The 20,228-nt window shown below is 55.0% G+C and carries 19 protein-coding genes; 7 read left to right on the forward strand and 12 right to left on the reverse strand.

The window, feature by feature from the left end:
• The first annotated feature begins 233 nt into the window (after positions 1–233).
• The gene (gene ytvI / locus MKX42_RS23925; protein ID WP_340757789.1) at positions 234–1,349 is read left to right on the forward strand and encodes a sporulation integral membrane protein YtvI; all 1,116 of its coding nucleotides are present in this window, start codon (positions 234–236) and stop codon (positions 1,347–1,349) included.
• A gap of 551 nt (positions 1,350–1,900) precedes the next feature.
• Here the strand turns inward: ytvI and MKX42_RS23930 are convergent.
• Genes MKX42_RS23930 through MKX42_RS23940 form a run of 3 tightly spaced genes read right to left on the reverse strand, consistent with a single transcriptional unit; the run spans position 1,901 to position 4,038 of the window.
• Complete coding sequence (locus MKX42_RS23930; protein WP_036695825.1) at positions 1,901–2,299, reverse strand: FxsA family protein; 399 nt, start codon at positions 2,297–2,299, stop codon at positions 1,901–1,903.
• 29 nt (positions 2,300–2,328) lie between these two features.
• Positions 2,329–2,808, reverse strand: a complete 480-nt coding sequence (locus tag MKX42_RS23935) for an acyl-CoA thioesterase (protein ID WP_340755132.1) — start codon at positions 2,806–2,808, stop codon at positions 2,329–2,331.
• A gap of 48 nt (positions 2,809–2,856) precedes the next feature.
• Complete coding sequence (locus MKX42_RS23940) at positions 2,857–4,038, reverse strand: MFS transporter (protein ID WP_340755133.1); 1,182 nt, start codon at positions 4,036–4,038, stop codon at positions 2,857–2,859.
• A 102-nt stretch (positions 4,039–4,140) separates the two neighbouring features.
• On the opposite strand from MKX42_RS23940, the gene MKX42_RS23945 reads away from it, so the two are divergent.
• Positions 4,141–4,884 (forward strand): G1 family glutamic endopeptidase, encoded by a 744-nt coding sequence (locus MKX42_RS23945; protein WP_340755135.1) that lies wholly within the window; start codon positions 4,141–4,143, stop codon positions 4,882–4,884.
• 172 nt (positions 4,885–5,056) lie between these two features.
• Here MKX42_RS23945 and pyk read toward each other — a convergent pair whose 3' ends face one another.
• The 6 genes from pyk to MKX42_RS23975 form a co-directional block, all read right to left on the reverse strand.
• A complete protein-coding gene (gene pyk / locus MKX42_RS23950) occupies positions 5,057–6,481 on the reverse strand; it encodes a pyruvate kinase (RefSeq protein WP_036725599.1) in 1,425 nt (474 codons plus the stop codon).
• Positions 6,482–6,856: 375 nt separating this feature from the next.
• Complete coding sequence (locus MKX42_RS23955; RefSeq protein ID WP_340755136.1) at positions 6,857–7,858, reverse strand: acetyl-CoA carboxylase carboxyltransferase subunit alpha; 1,002 nt, start codon at positions 7,856–7,858, stop codon at positions 6,857–6,859.
• A 1-nt stretch (position 7,859) separates the two neighbouring features.
• Positions 7,860–8,753, reverse strand: coding sequence for an acetyl-CoA carboxylase, carboxyltransferase subunit beta (gene accD / locus MKX42_RS23960; protein WP_340755138.1), 894 nt, complete (start codon positions 8,751–8,753; stop codon positions 7,860–7,862).
• 84 nt (positions 8,754–8,837) lie between these two features.
• Entirely contained in the window at positions 8,838–9,026 is a 189-nt protein-coding gene (locus MKX42_RS23965; protein WP_036700684.1) for a hypothetical protein, read from the reverse strand.
• Between the two features lie 147 nt (positions 9,027–9,173).
• A complete protein-coding gene (locus MKX42_RS23970) occupies positions 9,174–9,674 on the reverse strand; it encodes a phosphatidylglycerophosphatase A family protein (RefSeq protein ID WP_036700686.1) in 501 nt (166 codons plus the stop codon).
• A gap of 338 nt (positions 9,675–10,012) precedes the next feature.
• The gene (locus MKX42_RS23975) at positions 10,013–13,771 is read right to left on the reverse strand and encodes a DNA polymerase III subunit alpha (protein WP_340755139.1); all 3,759 of its coding nucleotides are present in this window, start codon (positions 13,769–13,771) and stop codon (positions 10,013–10,015) included.
• A gap of 144 nt (positions 13,772–13,915) precedes the next feature.
• Between MKX42_RS23975 and MKX42_RS23980 the strand changes: the two genes are divergently transcribed.
• The 3 genes from MKX42_RS23980 to MKX42_RS23990 all read left to right on the forward strand — a co-directional run bounded on the left by MKX42_RS23980 (position 13,916) and on the right by MKX42_RS23990 (position 15,170).
• Complete coding sequence (locus MKX42_RS23980; RefSeq protein WP_209993411.1) at positions 13,916–14,236, forward strand: YtrH family sporulation protein; 321 nt, start codon at positions 13,916–13,918, stop codon at positions 14,234–14,236.
• Positions 14,237–14,258: 22 nt separating this feature from the next.
• Positions 14,259–14,762, forward strand: a complete 504-nt coding sequence (locus MKX42_RS23985) for a hypothetical protein (RefSeq protein ID WP_340755141.1) — start codon at positions 14,259–14,261, stop codon at positions 14,760–14,762.
• A gap of 105 nt (positions 14,763–14,867) precedes the next feature.
• Positions 14,868–15,170 (forward strand): YtpI family protein, encoded by a 303-nt coding sequence (locus MKX42_RS23990; RefSeq protein WP_340755143.1) that lies wholly within the window; start codon positions 14,868–14,870, stop codon positions 15,168–15,170.
• 164 nt (positions 15,171–15,334) lie between these two features.
• On the opposite strand, the gene MKX42_RS23995 is transcribed toward MKX42_RS23990, so the two are convergent.
• The gene (locus MKX42_RS23995; protein WP_340755145.1) at positions 15,335–16,669 is read right to left on the reverse strand and encodes a DRTGG domain-containing protein; all 1,335 of its coding nucleotides are present in this window, start codon (positions 16,667–16,669) and stop codon (positions 15,335–15,337) included.
• Between the two features lie 227 nt (positions 16,670–16,896).
• Complete coding sequence (locus MKX42_RS24000) at positions 16,897–17,181, reverse strand: hypothetical protein (protein WP_340755146.1); 285 nt, start codon at positions 17,179–17,181, stop codon at positions 16,897–16,899.
• Positions 17,182–17,358: 177 nt separating this feature from the next.
• Between MKX42_RS24000 and MKX42_RS24005 the strand changes: the two genes are divergently transcribed.
• On the forward strand, positions 17,359–17,940 hold the full coding sequence (locus MKX42_RS24005; RefSeq protein WP_340755147.1) for a hypothetical protein: 582 nt from the start codon (positions 17,359–17,361) through the stop codon (positions 17,938–17,940).
• 217 nt (positions 17,941–18,157) lie between these two features.
• On the opposite strand, the gene MKX42_RS24010 is transcribed toward MKX42_RS24005, so the two are convergent.
• Entirely contained in the window at positions 18,158–18,499 is a 342-nt protein-coding gene (locus tag MKX42_RS24010) for a YlbF family regulator (RefSeq protein WP_036691219.1), read from the reverse strand.
• Positions 18,500–18,850: 351 nt separating this feature from the next.
• Here MKX42_RS24010 and MKX42_RS24015 point away from each other — a divergent pair, with 351 nt between their 5' ends.
• Complete coding sequence (locus MKX42_RS24015) at positions 18,851–20,218, forward strand: YheC/YheD family endospore coat-associated protein (protein WP_340755149.1); 1,368 nt, start codon at positions 18,851–18,853, stop codon at positions 20,216–20,218.
• Positions 20,219–20,228 lie beyond the last annotated feature (10 nt).

Raw genomic sequence — 20,228 nt, forward strand, 5'->3', positions numbered from 1 at the left:
ACCGGATTTTGACGGTTATGTGAACAACGTGGAAGCTTTACAGGACATCAAATGATTTTATCGGAGGGATAGAAAAAAACGAACGCAAAATCTGTTTCATGAACACACTTCCAGGTTATGGATATACCCGCCGTCTGCGCTTTTCTGGCGCTGTTAGTCTTTTCACACCCCCTATGAATATATATAAGACGAGCCGTTATTTCTGGAATCCGCCAGAGTAGGAGGGACCGAAGATCGATACACTTGTGCTTAAAAGAATGCTGCGCGGCCTCTGGGTCGTGCTTGCTGCCGCCCTGATTCTGCTGGCTGTATATGTACTGCTGCCGCTCCTCTACCCCCTGCTGATCGCCTGGCTGCTGGCTTATCTTATGCATCCGCTCGTCCTGATCCTGAAGGGGATGAAGCTCCCCGGCTGGCTCGCCGTATCCCTCTCGCTGCTGTTCTACATCGGAGGCATCGCACTTGTCTTGACCGCTCTCATCACGCGGCTGGTCAAAGAGCTGATCGGGCTGCTCCAGACCTTCGATCTTCATACTGATCAGTGGCGGGAGCTGCTGCTGTCCCTGAGCCGTAATGCCAGCATTCAGAATATTATTAACCAAATCAACCAGTTTTACCACGACAACCCGGGTTATCATGCCACCATTGACAGCAATATCAACCGGACCACTGAAACTGTCGGCCAAGCCGTGACGCAGATGATTACCGGATTCTTCAATATCATCCTGAAGCTGATCTCCTCGCTGCCTAGCCTCGGCACCATCCTGATTGTTATCGTATTGGCCGCCTTCTTCCTCAGCACCGGCTGGGAACGGCATAATGCCAAGCTGACTGCCTTGCTCCCAGCCCAGCTGCTAAGACCGGTGTCGGAGATCTGGAAGGACTTGCGCAAGGCACTGTTCGGCTACATCCGCGCCCAGCTGGTGCTGATCTCTGTAACGGCGGTAATTGTGATCATTGGCCTGCTGCTGCTGGGGGTCAAATCAGCCTTCGCCATCGGCCTGACCATCGGCATCGTCGATCTGATTCCTTACCTGGGCGTCGGTATCGTCATTCTGCCCTGGGCCTTGTATTCGTATATGACCGGGAACATGGCGCTGGCCATCGGGCTGCTGGTGCTCTACGGCGTCATCCTGATCACCCGCCAGGTGCTGGAGCCCAAGGTGCTCGCCAGCAGCATCGGCGTCGATCCGCTCGCTATGCTGATAGGCATGTTCGCCGGCCTTCAGCTAATGGGCATGCTCGGCCTGATCCTCGGCCCGGTGCTGCTCGTTATTCTCGACGCGTTCGCCCGCGCCGGCGTATTCCGCGCCCTGCGCACCTATATCCTCAGCGGCAGGCTGCATTAGGGGGGGCCGCTCCAAACAAACTTTGCCCACTCCCCCTCCGTTACTAATTGCCAGTGCCTTCCCTCTCCAAGTGGCTAATCCCCAGTGCCTTCCCCGAAACTAGTTGGATAAACGTATCTTACGTTGAAGCTTTCAGAGCTTTTTGGAGTAACAATTGGAAAAACGTCACTTAATTCTACGAATTCCGCCTATTGAAGAGAATCTCAGCCTAACAAGTGCTGTTTTTCCAACTAATACCTGAGGATACCTCATTCGCACATCAGCAAGTGTATAATTTCCAACTATCTCTGGCTGAGCTGCCCCCTCCGCCCTCCCTCCCACTGACGCCAAATAACCCCACAAGATGGGGAGTCAGTTTCGATGTACACTCAGGTATTTTGCGGGAACCCCGGAACATACAAATTCTGATCTACCCAAAAAGGCATCCAGCCGCAGCACCTGCAACTGAACACCTTTTGGCAAGCCTGATTACTCCATTGTACTCCTAAGCGATCCTTGCAACTCCTTATTACCCGCCAGCAACCGCCGGCCTGCTCTATCTCTCTCCCCGCCTACCTGCGGTAGAAGGTGAACGTGCCGTTTTTCATCTTCTTCTCGATCCATTTCAGCAGAAAAACCCGGTAGAGCGGCCGGGTCAGCGGAAATACCAGAGTAAAGCCGATCAGATCCGTGACAAATCCCGGCAGAATCAGCAGCAGACCGCCGAAGAAAATACATAAGCCGTCCAGCATCGTCCGTCCGGGCACCCGTCCCTCCTGCATATGTGTTCTGCTGTCCTGCAGCACCTTCTTACCTTCGAACCGCATCATTAGCAAGCCGATGACTGAAGTAGCCAGCATGATCAGCAGCGTCTTGGGCGCTCCAAGAAAACTTGAGACATAGATGAAACCGAATAATTCCACGGCCGGGACTGCAAATAGGGCGGCCCACAGCCATTTGTTCCTGATCATACTGCTCCTCCTTCTTCCTTACATTAACGCTATTCTTCTTCCTTCAGCGCAGCCAGGATGGCCTGGAACAGCTCAGGCTGTGCCCTGTCGATCCGCACCGGCCTCCACTCCCCGTTCAGCCATACGTGGCTCGTCGAGCCGCTGACCAGAAGCTCGCCTGCGGTCCGCTCCTGCCCTTCCTGACCCGCCGCCATCCGGCGGATTTCATATTCATACACAACCCTCAGAGCCGAGAAGGTGGTTAACCGCGCATACACGGTAATAAGATTATCATATCGCGCGGGGCTTTTAAATTGCAAATCTGCAGAGGTTACCGGCAACAGCAGACCGAGCCCCTCCAGCATCCGGTAGTCAAAGCCCAGCTCACGGAACATCTCCGTACGGCCGCACTCAAACCAGATTAAATAGTTGGCATGATAGACCACGCCCATCTGGTCGGTCTCCTGATAACGTACACGGATGGAGGTACTGTGCCAGCGGCTGGCCCATCCCGGTTGATGCGGATTCATATTCATGCTCCTTTCTATAATACAGCCTATCCGGCAGCCGGCAGCCCGCTAAGCACCGACCCCGCCGGATGCAGACTTCAGCGGCAGCTTGCGGCGTGAGCTTCGGGCGACATAGACCAGCAGGGCCGCGCCCGCAGCCGCACTAATCATGCAGGAGAGGTTCATTAGCCCGACCCCGCCCTGGTTCAGCAGCATCCCGTTCAGCAGATTGCCCAGAATCCCGGCTAACCCGGAGAATACGATGTTAAACACACTTTGCCCGGTCGCCTGCATCTCCGCTGAGGTAATCTTCGATACATATTCAACCGCCGCGATATAAAAGAACCCGAACGAGAGGCCGTGAAGCACCTGTACGCCGATCATGACAGAAGGGTACGGGAAGGCGACCTGGATGCCCCAGCGCAGCACATAGATTAGCGCACCAAGCAGCAGCGTCCGCTCCATGCCGAGCCTGCGGATGACCTTGGAGGCGAAGAACATAGAAGGCACATTGGTAATCGACGCCAGGAACAAGGCGATTCCGGCAGTGCCGGTCGATCCGCCCACCGACTGGAAGGCAATGACAAAAAAGGTCCCGAAGGCCGTCATGGTCTGGTTGACCAGAAAGCTTCCGCCTAAGAAGGCCAGGAAGATGCGGTTGCCGAGCAGTTTTTTGATCCCCTGGGAGAAAGACTGGCTCATCATATGATTCTCCTCCGCCTGCTTGGGAAGAGTGAAGGCAATCACTACAGCGACGCTATTCAGCAGCAGAAACGGCAGCCAGATGGTCGATACAGAGAACTTGGATACATACTGCCCCCCCGCAATGGCCCCTACGGCGGCGCCTATGCTCATCATCATGCGGATGCTGCCGTAAGTGGCTCCGGCCCTGTTCGCAGCCGCTATGGCGTACGAGTCGGCTATAGGCGCCTGTGTAGAGGAGAAGATCGTGGACACGGTATACACCAGCATCAGCACGATAAAATATTCCGAACGGTACAGGACCGCAAGCACCGCCGGAACCGCCACACTCAGAATCAGCACCAGCCGCGCCTGGTTATACCGGTCGGAGACCATTCCCCATAAGGGCTGGACACAGATGGCGATCAGCGTACCTATAGCCATCAGCAAGCCGATCTGGCTGACTTCAAGTCCGTTTGATTTCAGCAGCAGCGAGAGGTAGGAGCCGAAGGAACCCCCGGCCAGTCCCAGAAACAGATAGAACCCGCGCAGCTTTGTTATTTTTTCCATGGGGATTACAAGTCCTCTCTCATTCTTTTTAACAGAATACCCAACCTTCATAGCCGCCTGCTGCATTAAATAGAGCACAACCTATTATGAGGCGGTGGACAAGTGGGCCAAGTCAATAGATTAACACGGAGCAAACCCTGTCTGAAGGATAAACTCAATACGGGCAGAGCCGCCAGTTCCGGCTTCGGCTGGACATCAAGCAACTGGAGCGGTTATGCCATTTCCGGCAAAAAAGGCAGCTACCGGCAGATATCTGCCGACTGGATCGTCCCTTATGTAAAGCCTACGGTAAAACCTACGTTCTCCTCGGCCTGGATCGGCATCGACGGCTTCAAGAACAGCAGCCTGATCCAGACCGGCACCGGCCATGAGTCGGTGAACGGCAAAGTCCGGTATTATGCCTGGTGGGAGATTCTCCCCGCCTCCGAGACCGTCATTCCTCTTCCCGTCTCCCCCGGCAACCATATGCGCGCTTCCATCGTCAAGCTGAGTCCCGGCAAATGGTGCATCACCCTGCGCAATCTCAGCAAATGCTGGGTTTTCCGCACGGTACAACGCTATAACGGACCGCAAAGCTCTGCCGAATGGATTGTCGAAGCACCCCAAGTGGGATTCGATATCGCTCCGCTGTCCAAGTTATCCACAGTCTGCTTCACCTGTTGCCAGGTCAATGGACGCAGCCCCAGACTGAAGGTCACAGACGGCGGCGTTATGATCCAGAATAAGAGGCTGCTGGCCGTGCCTACTCTCCCGCGCTCTTGCGGAAGCGCCTTTTCGGTCAGACGGATCTATCGTAAAAGTCCCCCTGCCGTGTATTCCATGAACCCTATTTATACGACTCCCTGACATACTGTTCTGCTCCAAACACTCAGGTCCAATATATCCATTTGCATCCCTGATATCAACCTGTATCTTAATATTCCGGGAGAGTCCACTTATCAAAAAAAGAGCAGCGGCAATCAAGCGCCACTGCTCTTATCATTATATCTTATTCGTGCTGCAGAAGCTCTTCCAAATCCTAGTCGGCTGGAATCGTATCTACCTTCACCAGGTTAGTGGAACCGGAACGTCCAAGCGGGATACCTGCAGTGATGACTACAAGATCGCCGGCTTTAACCAGACCGGAAGCCTTACCGCCGTTAAGAGCTGTTTCCAGCAGTTCGTCAGTAGAATGAGCTTCAGGACCGAATACAGGAGTTACGCCCCATACCAGCGCCAGTTGACGCATTGTTCTTTCTTGGGTAGTAACAGCAATGATCTGTGATTTAGGACGATATTTGGAAACCACGCGTGCAGTGTGGCCAGTTACAGTCGAAGAAATGATCGCTTTAGCATTCAGATCCAGAGCGGAGATCGCTACGGATTGGCTGATCGCTTCAGTTACAGTAGTTTCTTGAGCAATCTGCTGCTTCATGAAGATCTCACGGTGGTTCAGAGCAGATTCTGCTTTCTCAGCAATACGGGACATAGTCAGTACGGATTCTACCGGATATTTCCCGGCAGCAGTCTCACCGGACAGCATGATTGCATCTGTTCCGTCGAAGATTGCGTTCGCTACATCACTTGCTTCAGCGCGGGTTGGGCGCGGGTTACGCTGCATGGAATCCAGCATTTGGGTAGCTGTGATTACCGGTTTGCCGGCGATGTTACACTTCTGAATCATCAGCTTCTGAGCCAAAGGTACATCTTCAGCAGGGATTTCTACACCAAGGTCGCCACGGGCAACCATCAGGCCGTCGGATACTGCCAGGATCTCATCCAGGTTATCGACACCTTCCTGGTTCTCGATCTTGGAGATGATCTGGATGTGGGAAGCATCATGCTTCGCAAGCAGTTCACGGATTTCCAGAACGTCGCTGGCTTTGCGTACGAAAGAAGCGGCAATAAAATCAATGTCCTGTCCGATCCCAAAAATGATATCATTGGTATCTTTTTCCGTAATACCCGGCAGGGAGATGGATACTCCTGGTACGTTAACACCCTTCTTGCTCTTGATCGTACCGCCGTTAACAATACGGGTCTTGATTTCAGTGCCTTGAATGTCGACAACTGTTAGGCCGATCAGGCCGTCGTCGATCAGGATCGTTGATCCTACTTGAACATCGTTAGGCAGGTTGTTGTAAGTGATGGAGATACGGTTATGGTCGCCAAGGATCTCTTCCGTAGTCAATGTCAGATACTCATCCTGAACCAGTTCAATCGGTTCTACTTCCAGCTTGCCAGTACGAATCTCCGGTCCTTTGGTGTCGAGCAGGATGGCAACAGTCTTGCCAAGTTCCTTGGATGCTTGACGGATCGTGTTGATCCGGGCTCCGTGCTCATCAAAATCGCCGTGGGAGAAGTTCAGACGGGCCACATTCATACCAGCCAAAATCAATTTTTTGATATTCTCCAACGATTCACTTGCAGGTCCGATCGTACATACAATTTTACTTTTCCGCATTAGGTTTTCCTCCGTTTTTTCGTTCTCTCTGTCTCGCTTTTTCCAACTACAAAATCTACTATAAGGCTTGCTCTCTGTATAGGAACTTTATCACATGTAAAGACATGCACGTTTTATTGCGCCCTTATGAATATTACTGCATGTTGAACACAAAATCAATGTTAGTGCCTGTTTTTGCTGTAAATTAAAGTCGAATAATATAGGATGGCCGATAAAAGAAAAATCATCCCGCAGCAAGCACAGGATGATTAAAATGGGATTAATTGTATAATAGGTCTTGTCCCATCCGCGGGCTGGAATAAGCTGGAATATGTTAAAAAGTGCAAACCCGGCGGTACCGGCCATGCCGCTCATTCCCTAGAGAAAAGCTTACGCTTACTCCATAATCTGCGCTTCATCCTGATCGGAATCCTGCTCCAGCACCGACTCGGAAAACTCGCCGATTTTGCGGAATTTCAGGTAACGGTCTTCCTTCAGCGCAGCAGCATCCATGCCGGACAGCTCCTGCAGGTGACGCCAGACCGTGTCCTTAACCGCCTCTGCTGTAGCTTCGTAATCCCGGTGCGCACCGCCTCTGGGCTCTGCAATAATCTCCTCGATGACTTCCATCTCCAGCAGATCGGTGGCCGTAATCTTCATGGCCTCCGCGGCCTGCTCCGCCTTGGTGGCATCCTTCCACAGAATCGACGCGGCTCCGTTAGGGGAGATCGCCGAATAGATCGCATTCTCCAGCATCAGCACGCGGTTGCCCACGGCCATCGCTAAAGCTCCGCCGCTGCCGCCCTCGCCGATAATCACGCAGATGACCGGCACGGCCAGCTGGGACATCTCGAACAAATTACGGGCAATCGCTTCCGATTGTCCGCGTTCCTCTGCGGTATTGCCAGGGTAAGCCCCCTTGGTATCGACAAAGGTGATGATCGGACGGCCGAACTTCTCCGCCTGCTTCATCAGCCTCAGTGACTTGCGGAAGCCCTCCGGATGGGCGCTGCCGAAGAAGCGCAGAATATTCTCCTTCGTATCCTTGCCGCGCTGCTGCCCGATAACGGTCACAGGCCGGCCGTTCAGCTTGGCGATTCCGCCGACTACCGCAAGATCGTCACCGTACAGGCGGTCACCATGCAGCTCGATAAAGTCCGTGAAGATAAGCCCGATCAGATCCAGCGAGGTCGGGCGTACGTGATGCCGGGCCAGATGCATCTTCTGGGCCGGGGATATATTGGAATAGATCTCATTCTCCAGCCCGCTGTAGCGCTCCTCAAGCCGGGCTACCTCATCGCTGAAATCAATGCCCTTCTCTTCACCGAACTGCTTGAGTTCGGCGATTTTTTTGCGCATTTCTACCAGAGGCATTTCAAAAGGCAACTCTCCTGCCAACCTAAAATCCCCCTTTCACATCATGCAGTTCCAGCAGCTTCGTGAGTGTGGAGCGCATTTCCTTACGGTGCACGACCAGATCCAGCTGTCCGTGCTGCAGATTGAACTCTGCCGTCTGGAAATCCTCCGGCAGCTTCTGGCGGATCGTCTGCTCGATGACAATCCGTCCGGCAAAGCCGAATACCGCTCCGGGCTCGGCAATAATAATGTCGCCCAGGCTGGCAAAGCTCGCCGATACCCCGCCGGTGGTCGGATCAGTAATGACGGAAATGTACAGGCCGCCCGCTTCACTGAACCGGGCCAGTGCGGCGCTTGTCTTCGCCATCTGCATGAGACTGAGAATGCTCTCCTGCATTCTGGCCCCGCCGGAAGTGGAGAAGATCAGCATCGGCAGTGCCCGCTCTGTCGCTTCTTCCACCGCTCTTGTAATTTTCTCGCCCACCACAGATCCCATGCTGCCGGTGAAGAACTCAAAGTTCATCACGGCTACAATCACCGGATGTCCGCCGATACTGCCCTGCCCGGTGATTACAGCTTCAACCTGTCCGGTTTTGGACTGCTGCTGTTCCAGCTTGGAGGCATAGCCGGGGAACTTCAGCGGATCAATGGACGCCATCTCGCTGTCGAACTCAATAAACCCTTCCGGATCCAGGATCATCGCAATCCGTTCGGTCGCATTCAGGCGCATATGATAGCCGCAGGACGGGCATACTTTCAAATTCTTCTCCAGTTCCTTGCTGTACTGGATCGTTCCGCATTTGGCACACTTGCTCATAAGGCCTTCGGGAATCTCCCGCTTAGGGCGCTCGCCTTCTGCCGGTCCGCCGCTTCGCTCCAGACGCTCTGAAGGAATAGTCGCGTACTTCCGTTTTTTCTGAAATAAATCTTTGAACAAGGGTCGCACCTCTTCAGCCGTTTATTTGCGTAAATAGCAGCTTGCCGCTGTCATGAATGCTCTTGAATCTCTACGCCATACTCTTCAGGGATGCAGAATCAGATTAAGGACCTCCTGCACTTCTTCAAGCTCTCCCGAAGGAACCAGAATCTCAAACTGCTGCTTGGACATATTGATGGGACGGCATTTAATCAGAAATCCTTCTTCCGTAAGCTTCCTCTGGATCATCTCCGCCACTTTGGCGGTCGGCGCTATATAGATTACCGTCCACATGCCCTGCAAGGCCTCCCTAATCTCGAATCCAGCCGTATCCTGAATATAATGAAATTATGATAACACAGTTTTCTTTTTTCCCGCAAGCAAGCCCGGCAGGAAGGACTCAGGACCGGGAGGCCGCATACAGCGCATCAGGAGCAGCCGTTATTCGGTCCCGGTTACATGGGGATATACCTTCGCACCCTCATGCCCGTGGGCGATCCGGGCTGAAGCTGCAGCCGCAATTCCGGCCACAAGATCATCCAGAAATACATGAATGCTCCCCTTATCATCATTCAATTTGCCGATAATTCCAAGCTTTATTTTATCCAGGTAGCCGAAGCTGGTCAGCCCGATCATTCCATACACGCTCGTGATGCCAAGCGCCAGCGTCTCGTCCGCCCCGTAGAGCGATTCATCCGCTTCCATTACCGCCTGAAACGGCTGGGGCAGCAGCTTCTTCTCGGCTAACTCATCCAGAGCAATCCCGGTCATGAGCGTATACTGGACCTCTCTTTTGTTCAGGACCGACTTGACGCTGCTCAGGCACTCCTCCTGTGTTAAGCTAGGATAATAGACCGATTGCAGGATATAAACGATCTCCGCGATCGAGTCCAGTGATACTCCCCGGCGTTCCAGCAGCTCTTCCGCCATTTGATAGGACATGATGTCATTCCCCTTCCGCACAGGGCAATGCCCCGCTATGATTTAGCTGAACTTGAGAGTGAAGCCTGACAGATTCATAAGTTCACTCTATTGGTTCCCTAATGTATGCGGAAGAGGGGACAAATGTGCTAAAAAGATCAGTGTATCTATGGCGCGATTATAGTGTAGCGGGTATGCTCAAGTGCATTCGGTACAACTAAATCGTCTGATTTGCGATGGCGTGAAGGTAATCATGCCCAATGTATGCGATAAACCGAACACATATAGTAGGTGGTATCGCTTTACTGATCCATCCATAAATTTAATTCTGACGCTGTACTAGGATAGCTTGGCTGCTCTTATTTCAGACGGACGGTTCCGGCACCCAGCATCTCTTCAATGGCTGCGAAGAGCTCCTCCGAGGGCTCGATCCGGTAGCTGTCGCTCAGCGCAAGCACCTTCTGGTTGCGCTCGTAGAACAGCAGCGTCGCTGCGGGTCCCGGATGGGTCTGCAGCAGCGCCTGGAGGCGCGGCAGCAGACCCTTCAGCTCAGCGCCCGGCGTGATCTTAATGAAGACACGCTGGGCGCTGGGCGCTGAGCCTGCGAAGCGCCCAGCGGCGGGGTCCTGCCCCGTGCGCAGCGGGGCAGGGCTGCCCGGCCGCGCGTCTGACGCGGCCGGGGCCCCAGGCGCGGCCTGCGCAGAGGCCGCGGAAGCGCGCGCACCGGGCGGATGTGCCGCCGGTGTGCGCGTGCCCGGTGCAGCGGCAGCGCCAGCTGCACCGCCGGGCCGGGCGCCGGAGCCACCGGCGCCCGTGCGGGCTGCAGGAGCGGCCGCAGGCGCTCCTGCGGGGGCACTGCGGCCCGCGCCGTAGGCGGGCCGGGACCCGGCGCTGCGGCGCTGCAGCAGGCCGCGCACGCTGTCCGAGGTGAGCGGAGCTACCTCCTCGGCCAGCAGCTTGAAGCCCTCGTCCTCCTGCTGCACCTTGGCGCGCAGGGCCAGCAATGCGCCCTTCTCAATCAGGGCGCGGCTGCGTTTCCACACCTCAGGGAAGAGTACGACCTCGCAGCGCTCGATCTGGTCTTCCCACTCCACAAAAGCCATCGCCTTACCGGCTTTGGTCGTGATCTCCTTCAGCGACACGACCATACCGGCCGTCACGGTCATACTCTCATCCGCTGCTTCGCCAAGATCCATCAGCTTCTGCATTCCCGGCTCCTCCAGCAGCCCCGCATGATCATCCAGCGGATGGCCGGAGAGATAGAGCCCGAGCAGCTCCCGCTCCAGCTCCAGCTGCTGGGTTCCGCTGAACCTCGGAATATCCGGGTAGCGGATCTCCCAGTTCGGTGTCTCGATCAGGTCATCGAACAGCTGGATCTGCAGCTCATCGCGCTCCTTGCGCCATTTGGCCGCCGCGTCCACCGTCTCATCGAGCATCGCCAGCAGCTGCGCCCGGTGTCCGGGCAGCGTATCGAAGGCTCCAGTCTGCAGCAGCGATTCAATCACGCGCTTGTTACAGACCCGCAGATCGACCCGGCGGCAGAAATCGAGCAGGCTGTCGAACGGGCGCTCCTTACGGACTGCCATAATGTTCTCTACGGCCTGCGTGCCGACATTCTTCACCGCAGCCAGCCCGAAGCGGATATTCCCGCGGCCTTCGACGGGCACCGGAGTGAACAGCACCCCGCTCTCGTTGACATCCGGCGGCAGTACGCCAATCCCGGACCGGCGGCATTCCAGGACATATTCCGCCACCTTGCGGTGGCTCCCCATCACAGCAGTCAGCATAGCGGCCATGAACTGCACCGGATAATGCGCCTTAAGATAAGCAGTCTGGAAGGCCAGCACCCCGTAAGCGGCCGCATGCGCGCGCGGGAAACCGTAGTTGGCGAACCGCACGATCATATCATAGACCGCATGGGCATCCGCTTCGCTGTAGCCCTGTTTCAGACTGCCCTCCACGAAGTGGCTGCGCTCCTGATCCAGCGTCTCCCGCTTTTTCTTGGACACCGCACGGCGGAGCAGGTCCGCTTCGCCAAGCGAGAAGCCGGCCATCAGCGAGGCAATCTGCATGATCTGCTCCTGGTAGACGATAATGCCGTACGTATCGGCCAGAATCGGCTGCAAATCCGCATGCGGATAGACGACCTCGAACTCCCCATGCTTGCCTCCGATGAATTTCGGGATGAATTCCATCGGACCCGGCCGGTACAACGCCACCACCGAGACGATATCCTCAAATCCGCTCGGCTTGAGGTCCTTCAGCACCCGCCGTACGCCTGCAGATTCCAGCTGGAATACGCCGGTGGTCTCGCCTGCTCCCAGCATCTCATAGGTGAGCGGATCGTGATCCGGAATGATGCGGAAATCCGGCACGCTCCCGGTCATCTCCTTCACCCATTTCATGCAGCGTTCAATAATCGACAAGGTCCGCAGGCCGAGGAAGTCCATCTTGAGCAGCCCAACGCTCTCCAGATGCTCCATGGAGTACTGGGTCAGCGCCGTGCTCTCATTGCCCGCCTGGAGCGGAACAGCATCGGTCAGCGGACCCTTGGAGATGACCACGCCAGCCGCATGCGTCGAAGCATGGCGCGGCATGCCCTCCACCTTCATCGCCATATCCAGCAGTCCTCTGGTCTTCGGATTCGTCTCATAGAGCGCCTTCAGCTCAGGCGAGCTCTCCAGCGCACGGGTAATATTGATGCCGAGCTGGCCCGGAATCAGCTTCGCCGCCTTGTCCACCTCGTTATACGGCAGATTCAGCGCCCGGCCCACATCACGGACAGCAGCCCTGGCCGCCATCGTACCGAAGGTGATGATCTGCGCCACATGCTCCTTGCCGTACTTGTCCACCACATAGGCAATGACCTCATCGCGGCGTTCGTCGCTGAAGTCGATATCAATATCGGGCATCGTGATCCGCTCAGGGTTCAGGAACCGCTCGAACAGCAGATTATATTTCAGCGGGTCCACATCGGTAATCTTCAGCGTGTACGCGGTGAGACTTCCTGCGGAGGAACCACGGCCCGGACCGGTAACAATACCGCTGCGGTGACAAAAAGCGATAAAATCCCACACGATCAGGAAGTAATCGCTGAACCCCATGTTTTCAATGACTCCCAGCTCGTAGTCGAGCCGCTTCTCAGCTGTCTCCTTCTGCTCCGGCGATTCCCAGAGCGGAGTATCCGCATAGCGCTGCTCCAGCCCGCTGCGGCACAGCTCGCGAAGGTAAGCAGCGGCATCCAGCCCTTCAGGCAGAGGCGAGAATTCGGGGAGAATATGATTGCCGAACGTCAGCTCCAGATTGCACGCTTCAGCGATCCGCTGCGTATTCTCTATCGCCTGCGGCACATGCGGAAACAGTGCAGCCATCTGCTCCCCGCTTTTGAAGAACAACTGGTCTGTCCCGATCTTCAGCCGGTCCTCATCGTCCACGGATTTGCCTGTGCCGATGCAGATCAGCACATCCTGGACCTCGGCATCCTCCTTGTCCATATAGTGGACATCATTGGTCACTACCAGCGGAATGCCGAGCTCTTCAGCAAGTGCTATCAGCTGCGGATTCACCCGCTTCTGCTCGGCAATCCCGTGATCCTGAAGCTCCAGATAGAAGTCGCCTCCAAAAATCTCCTTATACCGAAGCGCCGCCTTACGCGCCTCCTCCTCCCGGCCATGCAGCAGATGCTGCGGTACTTCACCGCCCAGACAGGCACTTAGGCAGATAATGCCCTCGGCATGTGCTGCCAGCGCCTCCATATCGATACGCGGCTTGTAATGCTGGCCCTCCAGATGGCCGATGGAGATCAGCTTCATCAGATTCCGGTAACCGGTCATATTCTTCGCGAGCAGAATCAGGTGATAGATCGGCTGATCCTTGCGGCTCCCGCGCTCACGGCGCGAGCCTGCGGTCAAATAAGCCTCACAGCCGATAATCGGCTTGATTCCCTGCGCCCGGCAGGCTTTATAGAAAGGGATGGCCCCGTACATCACACCATGATCTGTCAGCGCCAGCGATGTCATGCCGTATTCGCCGGCCCGGCGCACGAGATCTGTAATGCGCGCCGCCCCGTCCAGTAAACTGTATTCGCTGTGCACATGCAAATGCACGAATGGGCTCATATTCCCCACTTCCCTTCAGCTCCAAATCAAAACATAAGATGAAACTATTTTATCATATTAGAGGGGGACCCGCCCATAGAATGGATTAAGAGCATATGGACAGGCAAAGGAAGGCCGCCGCCTGATCTAAGGAAGGAGCTTTTTATGGATATTTTCTTAAGCAAGGCCGTCCTCGATTTCTTCATCGCGTTCGGCATAGTGCTGGGTGGAGCGATGCTGGGCGGAATCGGCGCCGTCGTCTCTCTTCAACCGCCAACCGATACCATGCTGGAAATCGCAGACCGGATTAAGATATGGGCACTGGCTGCCGCTGTAGGCGGGACCATCGACCCGATGCGGGTCATTGAAAGCAATATGCTGGGAGGCAATCTCTCTCCGGCTATCAAGCAGATTCTCTATCTGGTGTTCGCCTTCCTGGGCGCTCATATGGGCAGCGAGCTGGTCAAGTGGGTATGCGGCAAGTAGAAGCGAAGGGGTGACAAGATACATGCGACTTCCGCCGTTTGACCGCTACCGCCGTTTCTCGCAGATTGCTGCTGTGTTTGTGCTGGGGATGATAGTAGGAGCCGCCCTGTACAACGCGATTTATAACATGGGCTATAACATACTCTGGCTCAACAATCAGGATCTGCGGCTGGAAATTGAACAGTACCGGAATGACATTCTCACGCTCAAAAAGTACAATAATACCTCCACCGTGATCCGGGAGATTAAGGTGCGCAGCGAGGACAGTAAGATCAAGGATAGTGCCGCGGCGCTGGACCCGGTAACAACCAAGGAGGTCCTCAGTAAGCTGGCGGGTGATCTGGAGCCGTTGCGCGGGCGCAGCATGTTCGATATCGATTCCGACGGCAAGCTGGCGCGCCTGCTGCTGGACAGCAAAATCTATCTGGCCCGCGAGAAGGAATACACCGTCAAAATCCGTACCATGCTGGTGATGGAGGGCGTGCTGCAAATCTGGGTGGAAATCAGTCCGTATAAGCGCAGCTGAGCCGCAAAACATGATACAATAGTGGACAAATCACAATCACAGGATACAGAGTGCCCGGCTGAGGCTACGCTGACTGCCCGGTCTTCCACAAAGGAGCTGCCGTTCATGATTATGTTCATTAAGTATCTGCTGTTTGCCCTGCTGGTTATCTTCATGGTATGCGCCGCCGCGTACAGCATCTCTTCCCGCAGAACCGCTGACCCGCTTATCCAAGGCACCAGACGCTCGATCATGAATATGCTGCTGGGCGGAATGCTGGTCACGCTTTCATTAATGTCGATGTTCATCTTCCGCGGCTCGACGCTTAACGTGGTCATTGAGGCTGCTTTTCTGCTGCTGGGCCTGTTCAATATTTTCTCGGGACTGCGCAGCTTCAGTTACTATAGCCGGATGCGCAGCAGAAGCTGAGGGTGCAGCCCGCCGCCCATACAAATAGACCAGTAGCCCATCCTGATTGCCTGCAGGACAGCCCTGGTCTATTTAATATTTTCCCGAAAATGAATCCTCGTTCATCGTCAATCTCATCGTTATTCGTCCAGCATTATCCGCTCATCACCAGTCACTCATCCCCGCTACCCGTGGTCAATCGACTGCAGCATCAGAACGGCCTTGGCTACAATGGTATCCATATAGCTGATCTCGATCTCCAGCTTGCAGGTGCGGCGGCTGATCTCCAGCAGCTTCGGCATGACGGTGATGGAATGCTCAATCTGTACCGGACGGATGAAGTAGGTGGACATATTGTCCAGCACATAGTCGTTCCCGGTGATGTCCTTGGCTGCTTTGAAGGCGGACAGGGTCATCAGGGTGGACAGAACCCCTTCCGAGATCGTTCCCAGATCGGTCGCCATCTGCGGGGTAATGAAGCCGTGGAAGAACAGCCTGCCCTCCTCATCCCGCTCATCCGCGAACCCGTTCCAGATCAGATGATCGAACGTCTCTCCCAGCTGCGGCTGATTGCTGGCGTCACGCAGGCTCTGCAGCACTTCACGCCGGGTGACCGATCCTACCAGCTTGCGGTTGCGGTCCACAATGGGCAGAAAATCGATCCCCTCCCACATCATAATCTGCGCCGCCGAAGCCAGCGAGGTCTGGAGTGCAGCGGTGACCGGACTGCGCACCATCGCCTTTTCAATAATTTGCCCTTCGCTGAGATCCTCCACATCACGCCGGCCTACAATCCCGATAACCCGGTTCCACTCATCGGTGACCGGGAACCGCTGCTCACCGCTGGCCTGCGCCAGTTCACGCAGCTCTCCTACGGTGCTGGAGATTTTGAGCGTGTTCAGCCGCAGCTTGCCCTCCACAATATCCTCTACCAGCATGATCTTCTTCTTAATCAGCCGGTCAAAGATCGCACGGTTAATCATCGAAGCCACCGTAAACGTATCATGTCTGGATGAGATGACCGGCAGGTCCAGCTCATCGGCCAGCGCTTTGACCTCGCGGCTGGTGCCGAAGCCCCCCGTTACAAGAACCCCGGCCCCCTGCTCCAGCGCAAGTGAGTGCACATCATCGCGGTTCCCTACGATCAACAGGCTGTCGGCATCGATGTACCGGATCATGGCATCGACCTTCATCGCACCGATCACATATTTATGAAGATGCTTGTTCAGACCCTCTGCTCCTCCAAGCACATGCCCCTCAACAATATCTACAACATCCCCGAAGGTTAACTGCTCGGAAATATTACGCGGCTTCTTCTCCACCCGGACCGTGCCAATCCGTTCCTTGGTGATGACGATGCCCAGGTTCTCCGCTTCCTTCACCGCACGGTAAGCCGTGCCTTCGCTGACCCCCATCTCCTTCGCCAGCTTGCGGACGGAGATCTTGGTTCCCACCTTCAGACTCTCAATGTGCTGCAGCAGTTGTTCATGCTTTGTGATGTTATCGCCTTGACCTTCCAACTGTTACACCCCCATACCCCGATCTGTACTATTCTGTACCCATTATACATGCTGCCCGTACCGGAGTACAGCAGGTTACACTGTATCTTTCAAAAGTTATGACAGCCGGGAATATATATATAACACCGGGCAACTTACTCCCGGCAGGATAGGCACGCACAGGTAACCCCCGGTCCGCCGCAATGGCAAACAGGGGGTACTTTTACACCATTGGCTCTATACCTGGACTATGATCTCTGCGACACCCGGCCTTCTTCGTTCCACTTGCCCTGCCACTGCGCCAGCTTGGCCTTACGGACGGCATCCAGACGCTTCTGCTTCTCTTCATCCACTCCGATAATGAAATGCAGATGCGAGGCAATAACCAGGAACGCGAAGACACACCAGACGATACCGAAGCCGAGCACCCAGCCGGATCCATTCTGAAAAGACAGCTTCGGCAGCGCGTATAACAGCATGGCCAGGGCAATCAGCAGATACACGGAATGCTTGAATTTACTTTTTTTTCTCATTGCAGGACCGCTCCTTCGCTCTACAGGATTGTTAGAATGAATCTATATCTCTATTCTATGAACCTGCAGCCTGAAATATGAGACAAGCTGCGTAATTTTTCAGCAGGATGACAATGCCTTGTTAGCAGATTCTATCCTGCATGGCTCGGGTATGAGATGATATATAGCGAAGGAGGAATGACCTTGAATCCCATTTATAGCCAGACCCGGTACATCGCCCGCAAAAAAATATTTTCTGCACTGGGCGGAAAACTACATATCTCGGGTGATTCGGGGGAGCTGCTGCTATTCTCGGAAATGAAAGCGTTCCGGCTGAGAGAGGACATTACACTGTACCCCGACGAGACTATGGGGAGGGAGCTGCTGCGGATTAAAGCGCGCAAGATTCTTGATATCAGCTCAACCTATGATGTGTATGATATGGAGACCGGGGAAACGGTGGGTGCACTCCGCCGCAAAGGCCTGAAGTCTCTCATCAAGGACGAGTGGGCTATCCTGGACACGCAGGATAACGAGATCGGCACCATAAAGGAGGATAATGCCTTCCTTGCGCTGCTGCGCCGCGCGGTTGCCATTATTCCGCTGAAATATAACTTGGAGATCGGAGGAATGGTGATTCCTGCCTTCCGGTATAACTTCAACCCGTTTGTCACCAAAATCACTGCCGATTTCTCAAAGGACACCCACGGCAAGCTGGACCGCCGTCTCGGGATGGCCGCTACTATTCTGCTGTGTCTGGTAGAGGGCAAGCAGGATTAACAGATTGTAGCCCACTGTAATCATGGAGCGGCAAAATAAAAAGGGTGATTCCAGAGCCGTATGGCCCTGAAATCACCCTTTTCCTGTATCACAAGTGGAAACGGCATTGCCGTCCTTTTAAAGGACGGTACCGTTTCAGCGAGAAAGATAAGGATAATTATAGCGCGAAGCATATAAATTCTTATCTTTGAACATATCCCCGATGCGCTGCCGGTGCCTATTGGGCGCCGTACATTTGGGACAGGCTGTCTGTGATGATTTTGTTCACATCTTCGATAACCACACTAAGGCGGCGCTCTGCATCAAATAGACGGCGGATGCCCAGGTTCAGGTTAAGCACCTCGAAGAGCTTCTCCATCTTCTCCATGTCCTCCTGCGGAGGCATGTCCCCGCTCATCATCCGCTGCTGCAGCTCAATCTGGCTCTGGCGGAAGTTGTCAAGCATCTGCTTGCTCTCCGGATCTGCTTCGATCACCTTCATTGCACTGGTAATATCCGATACCTCACTGCTGTCCTTAATGGCACGCGCCAATTCATGCGCCTTGTCAATCACGTTCATTCTATTTCCTCCTCCAAGTGATGTTCGTCTCTGCTTCGCTACAAAGCCCCCGCTCATTCAGCAGGCAGCGGTCTATGCCTGTCCAGCAGCCAGTCCCGGGGGCTGTCCGCGCCCAAATTTGGCAGCCGTGCAAGTTCTGCCCGGGCATGCCTACTTCCTTCTGTGCTCCCGCCCTCCGGTCCGGACACGCCCGCCAGCCCCCTGGCTGCCGGCGATATTAATCCGCCCGGCACGGCTTTTTCGGGAATAGGTCAATCACCAAGGGTCAGATGTCTCCATATGATGAATGATATGTAACCCTCAAGATTCATATTGCCGGCACCATGCTTGCCTACCGGAAGGAGATTCACGATGTCTAAGCTAAAGATCCCGGTTCAAACGGTCCACTCGGGCATCCTGCAGGAAAATGCTGTAATGCTAGGCGACAAATCCATGAAGAGGCTCAAAATACCGGCGCACGGAACCATTCAGCTGAACTTCGGCTCTTTCCGGCAGGAGGTTACTGTAATTCCTGTCCCCAAATCCGACAGCCTGCGTGTAAGTGAGGCACTCGGCCGGCGGCTTGGCTTAAGACAGCGCTTGACGCTTAACGCTTCCTACAGCACCGGCAGCCGCATCCTGCGACTGGGGCCGATGATTGGCGTCCTGGTGAGCCGCGACCATCCAGAACAGCCAGAGCGGGTCTTCGGCCAGATCACCATGTTCTGCCGGGAGCTGACTCATGCCTGCCATGCACAAGGCGCCTATGTCTATTTCTTCACCCCGGAAGCGCTGGAATCACGCACCACTACCATCCAGGGCTGGGTCTACGATGAGGGCTGGCGGAAGCTGAGTCTTCCTGTTGCCGATGTGATCAACAATCGGCTGACCACGCGAAAGGTAGAGAATAAACCTAGCGTACAGCATTTTTTGGCAGATGTAAAATCCCGCTACGGAACCCACTTCTTCAACGAAAAGTTCCTAGACAAGACAGAGGTATTCGAGGCGCTGGCGCTGGACCCCGCCCTGCAGCGGTACTTGCCCGAATCGCATGCCCTGAACGGCTTCGCCATACTCAAAAAAATGTGCAGCAGCTATCCCAGCGTGTTCCTGAAGCCGGTACGCGGCAGCCTCGGCAAAGGCATTCTGCGCATTTCCAAGGAGGAAGGCGGCGGCTATCGGCTGCTGTCCACTACTCCGATGGGCACACGGAAGCAGAGCTATTCCAGTCTGGCGAAGCTATTTCAATCCATTGCCCCCAAGATGAAAACCACCCGCTTCCAGATCCAGCAGGGTCTCTCCCTGATGGAGCTTGGACGGCGGCCGGTCGATTTCCGGGCACTGGTGCAGAAGAACGGGACCGGCAAATGGGGCGTCACCTCCATTGTGGCCCGGACCGCCGGAAGTAATCATTTCGTCTCCAATCTTGCCCGCGGCGGTACGCTCAGTACGGTCAAGGAGGCCGTCGGCAAAAGCAGTCTTCCATCCGGTGTCAAAGAAAGCACCCAGGTTCAGCTGCCCAGAGCGGCGCTAGCCATTGCAAGAGGGGTTGAGACCTACATTCCAGCTCATTTCGGTGAGCTCGGCATCGACCTCGCGCTTGACCAGTCCGGCCGGATCTGGCTGCTGGAGGTCAACTCCAAGCCGTCCAAGAACGACAATACACCCCTGAATGACCAGAAAATCAGACCCTCAGTCAAGCAAATGATTCTATACTGCCGTTATCTGGCCGGGTTATAAGGAGGACATC

It is taken from the genome of Paenibacillus sp. FSL R7-0204, from assembly GCF_038002225.1.
Classification (GTDB): domain Bacteria; phylum Bacillota; class Bacilli; order Paenibacillales; family Paenibacillaceae; genus Paenibacillus_AQ.